A 9,599-nucleotide genomic window follows, 5' to 3' on the forward strand; every position below is an offset into this window, starting at 1 on the left:
CGCGCCGGGCCACGCCTTGACCGCCTTGCCGCGCCCCGCGCGAAGCCGGCGGCGGCTTCGCGCTGCGGCGGCGCCCGAAGGCCCGCCGGCTGCTTCGTTATGGCCCGCGCGCGCCCGTGGCAAGCGTCAGCGGGCGGCTATCGCTTGCCGCCCTTGATCACCTGAAAGGAGCCCCACGGGTCTTCGCTGGGCGACAGCGGCGCGGCATCTGGCGCGAAGGCGAGCGCGCCGATCCTGGCACGCGCCGAAGGCGACAGTCCGAGTTCCGACGCATATCGGACCATCGCGTCGGCCTGCTGACGGATCAGTCTCAGGTAGGGGCTCAGCGTCGGCTGGCCGTCCTTTCCCTTCGCGAGAAAAGGCAGTTCCTTGTTCGCGTCCAGAAGCGCCTGGGCGCGCACCGCCCGGCGATGCATCGCAGCGGCCTCGCAAAATGCCGTGACGACATGCGCGTCGCCGGCGCCGACGACCCCCTTCATCATGAAAGGCGTGGCCGCGATCCAGATGCGACGCGCTTCCTCCGTCAGATGTTCCGGCGGGACGGGCGACAGTTCACCGATCGGTGGAGGCTCAGCGGCTTCGCGTTGGCGATGGCGCGAAGGCTCGTAGGAACCTTGCAGCCTGTGCAGGGCGGTGGGCTTGGGCGGGCGGCCTGGGCGCTTGGTCATGACGGCACGATACAGGATGCACGGAGCCTCCGTCACGGAAGCCCCGGAAATTGGCGAATTTCGCGGGTATGAAAATCAGGCTGGGGCGCGCGATATCCCGGAGAAAGCCCGGGCGCGTGCCCGCCCCCCCCCGGCTGCATGCCTTCAAGCCTGCCCCGCACCCATCGCATGCCCTGGCGCGGCCCATTGGGCGGGCGCTGGCGCCTTCGCGGATCAGGCCGGGCCGATGGGCGCGGCCATGGTGCCGGCTGCCCTGGGCGGCCCTGGCAGGGGCTGCGCTGCGCCTTGGCTTATCGCGCTGTGCTGGCGCGGGGATCGCCGCCGTCTTCTTCTTCGACCGACTGCGACATGATGGGCCGATGCACGCGGCATGGGGCGCTGCGGCATTGCCGCACAATCCGCTTGAATTCGAATGCGGCAATGCCGCATACCACGGCCATGCAGGCTGTCATTGAAACACCGGATTATCTGGCTGATGCCGATGATGCCGGGATGACGGCGGCAGAGCGGAAGACGGTGGTCGATACCATCGCGAAGAACCCCGATGCCGGCGAGATGATCGTTGGCACGGGAGGCGCTCGAAAGGTTCGCTTTGCGCGCCCGTCAGCGGGCAAAGGCAAGAGCGGAGGCTACCGGGTGATCACCTACTTTGCGGGCGCGGACGTGCCTGTCTTCCTGCTGAACGTGTTCGCCAAGGGCGACCGGGTCGACTTGAGCCAAGCGGAGCGCAATGCGCTGCGCGATGAGCTTGCCGGCCTTGCCGCCGACTATCGGAAGGGAGTGCGTGGTCGTGTCAAAGGCCGGTGATCGTATTCTGCGCAGCGTCAAGAAGGCCCGCGCTTATGCGAGGGGCGAAGCGAAGGAGGGCTTTGTCGCGCATGTGCCGGGGACGGTGGATGTGCGGGCGATCCGCTCCAAGACGGGGCTGACGCAGATGCAGTTTGCATTGCGGTATGGGTTCACGTCTGCGGCGCTGCGTGATTGGGAGCAGGGGCGGCGCAAGCCGGAAGCGACGGCCCGGGTTCTTCTGCTGGTGATCGACAAGCATCCTGAGGCTGTCGAGGACGCTCTTAGCGCCGCGTAGCGCGATCGGGCCGGGGCGCAGGGCGCGGCGCTGGCGGCGGCGGGCCTGGGCGGCGCTGGGAAGGCTGGCGCGCTGGCATGGCGCATCAGCGCGGGCCGCCGGCCTGATCTTCGCCTTCGTCGAGGGCGGGCTGATCTTCGCCAGCGATGCCTTCCGCGATGGCCCATGCGCGCAGCAGGGGCGGCAGCGCCTGGGCGGGATGGGGGCGCCATTTCTTGAACGCGGTGCCGCGCGCGCCGCCATCATCGACGGTGACGCGGGCGAAGGCCTCGATCGTGCCGACCATGCTGGGCCTGCCATCGTGCCATTGCGTGCGGAGCGCGGCCTTGGGGTGCGCGCCTGATGCGATGAGGAAGCGCGCGATGGTCGGGCCGGCTTCCCGGGATGGCACGATCTGATGGCCGGCGGCCTTCAATGCGTAGAAGGAGCCGGTATCGGTCCTGTGGGTGCATGGGCCGATGATGCCGATGTGCTGGGCATCGGCCGCGGGATCGGCTTCGACGATCGGATCGCTGGCCGGACGGAATTCGTGGCCGATGGGGAAGTAGGTGCTCATGGCGATGATGGGCGCCGATCAGCGGCGGATGCGGGCGCGCGCTGGCATGGCGATTCCGCCAGGGGGGGAAGCCCCATCATGGGGGGTCGCGGGGGCGGGCGGGGCGGCGATAGCGGGCGGGGGCGAAAAGCCGTGGGCGGGCATACGGGCGCATCCTGAATTGAAAGTGGCGGCGGGCTGCCGCGATCCCGTGTTGCCCGATGCGCCGATCAGGTCGCCATACGGTTTCTTTCGGCGCGTGCTGGCGCGTGATCGTGAATTTCCCGCGCGGCATTTCGCGGTCGCCTGCTTCCCCGTGATGCCCAGGTCGGCCAGGGTGGGCTTAGGGCTTGAATTCCCGCCGGGAATTGAAGCCCCGTTGTTCCCTTCCCGCGTCGCCAGTTCCCCGCGCGCCTGGGCCGCTTCCAATTCGCGGCCGATCGCCTGGGCCACGCGGGCGGCATAATTCCGCGCGGGAATTTTGCCAGAAGTTCCAGCCCGGCACTTCGGGCCGGCCGATCGCCTGCGTCCCCGTCATGCCCAGGTCGGTCAGGGTGGCGGCGCGGAAGGCATTCCCGGCGGGAACCCCTTCCTTGGGGCGGTGGTGCGTGCTGCCGTCAGCCCGCGCCAATTCCCCGCGCGCCTGGGCCGCTTTCAATTCGCGGCCGATGCGGGCGGGCATATTCCCGGCCGGCACATGCCCATGGCGCCGATCATGCCCGTCCGGCTGGCGGAAGGTCGGTCCAGATCGGCGGGCCGGATGCCTGTCGCACGCGGGCGGCGGCGGCACCTACATTCGCCTGGGCGTCGGTCACGGCCAGGACCCATGACGAGGCGATCAGCGCGAGCGAGTCCGCATCGATCGTCGGCGACGCGCCAGCGAACGCCGACATGGTCGCGTCCATGGCCTGGGTCATCGCCGCCCGCGCGACGGATGCGGCGCCGACAGCCTCATCGACAAGGCGGGCCGCATAGGTCGGCAGTTCGCCGCCGGCCTGTTCTTCCATCATCGCGATCAGCGATGCGCGGGCGCGCAGGGCTTCATCGTGGGTCACTTTGAGATCCTCCTTCCTGGGTTCGTGCGGCGGCCAGGACGGCCGCGCGGCGTTCGCGCTCCCGCAGCCGGGCGGCGATGAGATGGCGCAGAAGTCCGACGCGCATGTCCGGCCTGACCAGCACGCCGATCGCCCGCGCCTGTTCGATCAATTCCGCATCGAGCGTCGGGCTAATGGGCCGCCGATCCCGACCACCGGAGCGGCTTCGCTTCATTTGCGCACCATGTGGCCGGCGATCGCTGCGGCAAGCCTTGCCCGGGCGTCGATCGCGGAGGCTTGGCCCAAGACGGCGGCGGCCACGATTCTGCTGATCGCCTCGTCCGATCGGATGACGCGGATCGCGGCCGGGCAGCGCGCGACGGCCTTCGTGAGTTCGTCCAGGGCGGCGGCCTCGGCCATCCCGTGGGTGATGGCGGTCACGGGATCGGTCATGCCTTGCCCTCCTGTTCCGCCAGCGTCGGCTCGCCTAGGTCATCGGCGGTCTCGATGACCCACGGGATGCCTGATCGAGCCAGCAGGCATTCGGCAAGTTGCTGGACGATATCGGGCGGCGCGGTCGGCTTGGTCCGGATCACGATGCGGCGGTCGCCGAAGTGGATCAGGTGCACGTCATGGCGCAGATAGGCGTGAAGGAGCGGGCGGAAGTTCGCCGCAAGGGCGACGGCATCGCGCCAGTTCTTCGGCTGCGGCGCTGGCATGGGCAGCGCCGCCGCTGGCCCAGGCGCGAATTCCTCGCCGATCACGTTCGGCCATTTGCCGCTGAAGTCGACCAGCAGGCGGCACGGCGCCTTAAAGCCGTCGGTCTCGGCGATGACCAGCGCATCCGCGACGGAATCAGGAAGCGCCTCCCCGCAGCGACGCGCCCACCACTGCTCCGTGTGCACCCGCATGTAGCCGACGATCGATCGGAAGTCGTTGACCCAGCGCGCCGGCCCGCCAGCGACCGTGTAGGAGGCGCGCAGGCTTTCCGTGCCGCGCGTCTGGTTGAAGTGCCGGCTGTATTCGACCCCGACCACGCGGACCCATGTGCCGGGCCTGCCCGCCGCGTGCGGGTCCATCCAGATGACGCCGCCGCCGGCCGGCACGGCAGGAAGGCGCGGCGCGGCGACTGGCGCCGGCAGGGGGCGAAGGGGCACGATCGCGGGCGCAGCGGCGGGCACGGGGCGCGGCGGCGCCGGGAATGCATGCCCGCAATGCGAGCAGGCGGGCGCGACGCGGTCATTGTCAGCCCCGCACGCCGCGCAGACCTTCCCGGCCGGGCCAGTCGCCGGCGTCGCCCGATCGACCGGCCCGAAGCGACGCAGGTTCCCGGCATGGTCGGCGATCAGGCAGTCCGTCTTGCCTTCGGCCAGCCGCAGGCCACGCCCGACCATCTGCACGTAGAGGCTTCGGCTTTGCGTCGGCCGGGCCAGGGCGACGAGATCGACCGCAGCCGCATTGAAGCCTGTGGTCGCCATGATGACCGATGTGATGCACCTCAGGCTTCCGTCCTTGAAGGCCGCGACGATGCGCGCGCGCTCGGACCCCGGCATGTCGCCGATCAGCGCCTCGGCCTCGATGCCGCGCGCGGTCAGCAGGTCGGCCATCATCTGGGCGTGCGCGACGCCGCAGCAGAAGACCATGACGGACTTCCGCCTGGGCTCGCCTTCTGCCGCTGCGGCGATCGCGTCGGCGATCGGCTCCGACGCGCCGGCCTTCATGGCAGCGGCTTCCAACTCGCCCGCGACGAATTCGCCGGCCCGCGTGCGCACCTCGCTGGTGTCGATCTCGGGCCGGGCGATGCGGCTGACGGGCTTCGCGAGGAAGCCCTGACGGATCAGATCGGCGACCTCGATCTCGTGGGCGATCCGATCGAACAGCCGGTCCTTGCCTTCGGTCAGCAGGCCCTGGTCCAGCCTGTAGGGCGTCGCGGTCATGCCCACGACCCGCAAGGCCGGGTTCGCTTCCCGCAGGCCGGCCAGGACGCGCTGGTATTCCGCGTTCGCCTTCGTCGGGACGCGATGCGCCTCGTCGATGACGACCAGGTCTATGATGCCCAGGCGATGCAGATTGCCCCGCGCCGAACCGGCGGTCGTCACCGTGATCGTCTGGCCGAATTCCTTCCGCCGCAGGCCGGAACAGACCACGCCCAGGTCGGCGTTCGGCCATAGGGCACGCAGCTCCTGCTCGTCCTGTTCGACCAGTTCCTGGGTCGGGGCGATGACCGCGATCCGCGACGCCGGGCGGCTGGCGATCCAGTTCGCGGCGAGCGCGGCGATGACGAGGCTTTTGCCGGCGCCCGTGGGCAGCACGACCACCGGGGCGCCGGTCGGCCGGTCGTGAAGATCGCGCAGCAGGTCGGACAGGGCCGCCGCTTGGTAGCCGCGCAGGATCAGCGGCGCGCGCGAGGGGTCCTGCAATCCTAGGATCAGCACGGCAGCATTCCTTTCGTGTCGAAGTCGATGAGGCCGTCGCGCATGCCGGCGGCCAGCGCATCGCGCAGCGCGCGAAGGGCGGCGGCGCGGTCAGCGTCGGATGGGGGAAGGCCGGCGGGCCGATCGGTCAGGGCTTCCAGGGCCGTGAAGGCTTCGGCGCCGGGCGGCGGGGCGTCGGGGCCGACCAGGGCATGGCCTTCCAGGGAAAGCCGGGCCAGGGCGCCGAGCCGCGCTTCGAGGAACGGGATCAACTCCCGCTGGCGATCGATCAGGACGAGGCCGTGGCAGACCCGCATCCGGGCGCCGCTCAACTGGTAGGCGAATTTCAGGGTGCCGGGCGCGCGCGTGGATTGGCCCGCCGACGCCTTTTCCGGCCCTAAGCCCGATCCAGACTCCCGCAATCCCCTATGTGCGCGCGTAACTTCTTTCATAGGGGAATGCGGGAGACTGGAATCAGGATCGGCGAAGGCCGGTCCCGGCCCGATCAACCCAGGCGCGATTATTCCCGATGAATTCGCGTCACGCGCGGGTGGGGCCTGGACCGGCTGATGCCGGCGCATCGCGTCCTCCGCTGACTTCGGCGTGGGCCAGATTTCCGAGAACGCCATGGAGGCGTGCGCCGGGGTCAGCAAAGCGATGCCGCCTTCGGCCAGCATCAGGTCGACAGGGCCAGGATGGGTGATCAGGCGCGACGTGGTGATCTCGTCGATCAGCGTCGGCAGCGCGACCTTGGTGAACCAGAACACATCGACGGGGTCAGCCGCCGTGCGGTTCGCGCCGCGCGCCCGCCATCCGATCTGCACCAGATGCCACTCGGCGGCCTGCGCGCGCATCTTCTCGACCAAGGGGTCGGGATGCCGCTCCGTGAGGATCTCGCTCACGCGCCCGTCGCGGAAGCGGATCGGCGCCGTGTCCCTGGCGTGATAGTCGCCGGTCGGCCGCGTCGCCGAAGGGGGCCGGCCGGTCAACGCCGCCGCTTGAGCCTCCAGAATGGCCGGCGGGGGCATCGTGCGGCCGATCACGCAGACCGCGACGACCCCTTCCCAGTCATTGCGCCCGTTGATGTCGTTGTGATGGGCGATCTGCACGTTGGCCGGCAACGGGCCGAGTTCTCGCATCGCCTTCTCGACGCGCTGCTGCATCACGACCAGCACGGCGCCGGGATCGTAGAGCCGGGCGAGCGCCAGGATGCCGGCGCGCAGATCGCGCAGTTTCGACGATTTCCGCTCCGCCATCTTCGCGGGATCGCGGCGCGCGGCGTCCTTCGATTTCATCGCAGCCTCCGTCAGTGGGCGTGGGTTTCGGTTCGGGGCTGCCGCCTCGCCGGCCGCCTGCTTCTCATCGCCGAAGTCGCCGGCCGTCAGCGCGCGATCGGGCGCGTGGAAGCGCCGCTCATGCGGGGCGTCGGCTTCGATCGCGGGGGCGGTGCGCAGCGCGGGCCAGTAGGGCCGCACAAGATCGGCCTCGCCCTGGGCGTCGATCAGCAGGGTCCGCACGCGGAAGGGCTTGAGGATGTTCCTGCGCCAGCGCAGCGCGACCTCGTTCCCCACGATGGTCGCCCAGCCCGACGCCGCATCCGCCTCGCCGGCTTCCGCGCGTTCCAGCAGCGCCTCGACCGCACGCCATAGGGTCGCCAGCCGCCGGGTATCGGCGACGGAAGGGCCAAGCCGCTCGACCAGCGCGTTGCGCTCGTCGGCCGGCATGCCGGGCCTCAGGTCATCGGCCTTCGGCAATCGCCGGTTCTCGAGCGCGCGTGCCTCGCGCGCCATCGCGGCCGTCAGCCTTTCGGCTTCCAGATCGGCGGCCCGCAGCGGCCCGGCAGGCGCTGCGCGCAGGGCGGCGGCCAGCCGGCCCCGCAGCGACATGAGGCGATCGCCGGCGTGCGGATCGCCGGGCACGGGATCGAATGTGCCGACGCGCTCGATGGTCAGGCGCTCGCCCTTCTCGCCCAGCCCGCGCAAGCCCACCGACCAGACCTGCTCGTCCACGATGACCAGCCCCGGCGTGCCGAACGCCTTGGCGTCCCCGTCGAACAGCATGTTGTGCGGGACGACCCATAGGTCGGCGCTGCCCTGGCGCTGGCGCTGGTAGGCGCAACCGTCGAAGAAGGGGCAGCGGGCGGCGGGCGGGTCTTCGGCCTTGCCGCAGGCGGCGGCCTGGACATTCGCGCCGATGGCGCGCGCGGCTGCGACGGCGCGCGGGTTCTCGCACATCTTCGTCTTCGGATCGTCGGGGTTCTCGTTCTCCCTGCCCCGCCAGACGCGCGCGATCAGGCGCGCGGCCCGGGCTTCGGGCGTCCGGTTGAAGTCGCGGACGATCTGCGCGGTCAGACGATGCGTGGGCACGGCGATGACCACCGACCGGGTGATGCCGGCGCGGCGCCATGCGGCCAGCCGCTTCGCCGACGCCTCGATCGCCGCCGCCGTCTTGCCCACGCCGCCGCTCACGCGCAGCAGCAGGGCGTCGGGCATGCCTTCGGGGTCGATGGGGTCGGCCGCCATCACGAAGCCCGTCACGGCCGCCCTGGTGGCCTCGCGCGCCGCGTCGATCGGCAGCAGCGGGTGGCCCAGGTTCCCGAGCGCGGCGTGGATGACCGCGCGGACGGCATCCATCCCCTCCCACTGGGCAACGTCATTCAGGTCGGCGCCGCTGTCGCCGCGCTCTGCCCAGGGCCACGCCTCGCGGGCTTCCGCCCCGGCAGCGCGCAGCGCGGCGATCGCCGCCACCGCGTTCTTCGACACCGGCCGATCGTCGGCATGGTCTTCGCGCAGGATCAGGAAGCGCCGGCCCTGGCGCAGCAGCCACGGGACCCGGTTGGGCGTGATCTGGCCCAGGAGCGCGATCGTGGCCCGCCCGGATGCGGCCCAGGCGGTCAGCGCCGTCTCGGGGCCTTCGGCGACGATGATCCACTGATCGGCGGCGTCGACGCCTGGTAGTCGGACAGCGGCGTCGGCCTGGACGCCGGTGGTGGTCTTTGCCCGGCCGTCGCGCTCCTGCTTCCTGGCGTCGGGGCCGATCGTGATCGCCTGGACCGCGCGCACTTCGCCCTGGTCATCGGTGGCGGCGACGATCAGGGCCGGGCCGCGCGGCAGGAAGCGGACGGCATCGGGCCATGGGGCGGCCGGCGTGCCGATGGCCCTGGTCTCGGACAGGTAGCGTTCGGCCAGCGTGCCGCCGATGGGCCGCGCGGCGGCCCATAGTGCGCGGGCGGCCCTGATCCGGCGGGCTTCGTCGGCCTGGGCGTCGGCTTCGGCCTTGGCGCGGCGGGCCGCTTCCGCGTGGGCGGCGGCTTCCGCCTTCGCCCGGCGGGCCTGGGCTTCTTCGGGCGATTCCTGACGCGACCAGTCGGGCGTCGGCATGCCGAGCCAGTCGCGCGCCCAGCCGATCAGCGGCGCGCCGGCCAAGCCCGTGTTGCACTCGATCATCTTGAGCGGGCTGCCGTGCTGGTCGGTGCTGAAGTCCTTCCAGAACCCCGCCTTGCCGCCAGCGATGTTGACCACGACCTGGGTGCGCTTGCCGTCGCCCTTCGCGTCGCGACTGCGGAATCGCATGGTCCACGCGCTCTTGCGGATCGGCTGGCCGTAGAAGCAGATCGCGAGATCGACGATCCGGGCGCGAAGGCCGACGAGGATCTCGTCCATCTCCGCGCGCATTCGTTCGGCACGATCCGGGTCAAAGCGCCGCGTCATGGCTGGCGCTCCAGGGGAAGGCCGTGCGCGGCTATGCCGGCCCCTGCTGGGCCATCGGGCGGCCCTGCGCTGGCCCGGCGCAGCGCGCCCCGGCGCCGATGGCGGCGGGCGGCCCTGGCGCGGCCCTTTGCGGCCCTGATGGGCCGGGCGGGCT

8 protein-coding genes are annotated in these 9,599 nt (G+C 71.0%); 2 read left to right on the top strand and 6 right to left on the bottom strand.

Annotated features, from left to right (window positions below; translation table 11 throughout):
• Nucleotides 1-137: 137 nt before the first annotated feature.
• The gene (locus HW577_RS14415) at nt 138-668 is read right to left on the bottom strand and encodes a phage terminase small subunit P27 family (RefSeq protein ID WP_198376835.1); all 531 of its coding nucleotides are present in this window, start codon (nt 666-668) and stop codon (nt 138-140) included.
• Between the two features lie 438 nt (nt 669-1,106).
• Here HW577_RS14415 and HW577_RS14420 point away from each other — a divergent pair, with 438 nt between their 5' ends.
• Nucleotides 1,107-1,475, top strand: a complete 369-nt coding sequence (locus HW577_RS14420; RefSeq protein WP_198376836.1) for a type II toxin-antitoxin system RelE/ParE family toxin — start codon at nt 1,107-1,109, stop codon at nt 1,473-1,475.
• On the top strand, nt 1,459-1,752 hold the full coding sequence (locus tag HW577_RS14425) for a helix-turn-helix domain-containing protein (RefSeq protein WP_198376837.1): 294 nt from the start codon (nt 1,459-1,461) through the stop codon (nt 1,750-1,752). Before HW577_RS14420 ends, HW577_RS14425 begins: the two co-directional genes overlap by 17 nt.
• An 85-nt stretch (nt 1,753-1,837) precedes the next feature.
• On the opposite strand, the gene HW577_RS14430 is transcribed toward HW577_RS14425, so the two are convergent.
• The 5 genes from HW577_RS14430 to HW577_RS14450 form a co-directional block, all read right to left on the bottom strand.
• Entirely contained in the window at nt 1,838-2,308 is a 471-nt protein-coding gene (locus HW577_RS14430) for a hypothetical protein (protein ID WP_198376838.1), read from the bottom strand.
• A gap of 692 nt (nt 2,309-3,000) precedes the next feature.
• Nucleotides 3,001-3,294, bottom strand: coding sequence for a hypothetical protein (locus tag HW577_RS14435; protein WP_198376839.1), 294 nt, complete (start codon nt 3,292-3,294; stop codon nt 3,001-3,003).
• Between the two features lie 258 nt (nt 3,295-3,552).
• Nucleotides 3,553-3,774 carry a hypothetical protein gene (locus HW577_RS14440; protein ID WP_198376840.1) on the bottom strand — a complete coding sequence of 74 codons (222 nt, stop codon included), beginning with the start codon at nt 3,772-3,774 and terminating at the stop codon, nt 3,553-3,555.
• Complete coding sequence (locus tag HW577_RS14445; RefSeq protein WP_198376842.1) at nt 3,771-5,756, bottom strand: DEAD/DEAH box helicase family protein; 1,986 nt, start codon at nt 5,754-5,756, stop codon at nt 3,771-3,773. Before HW577_RS14445 ends, HW577_RS14440 begins: the two co-directional genes overlap by 4 nt.
• Entirely contained in the window at nt 5,750-9,445 is a 3,696-nt protein-coding gene (locus tag HW577_RS14450) for a DUF7146 domain-containing protein (RefSeq protein ID WP_198376844.1), read from the bottom strand. Before HW577_RS14450 ends, HW577_RS14445 begins: the two co-directional genes overlap by 7 nt.
• Nucleotides 9,446-9,599: the final 154 nt, after the last annotated feature.

The sequence above is a fragment of the Neoroseomonas rubea genome (assembly GCF_016106015.1).
In the GTDB taxonomy this organism is placed as follows: domain Bacteria; phylum Pseudomonadota; class Alphaproteobacteria; order Acetobacterales; family Acetobacteraceae; genus Neoroseomonas; species Neoroseomonas rubea.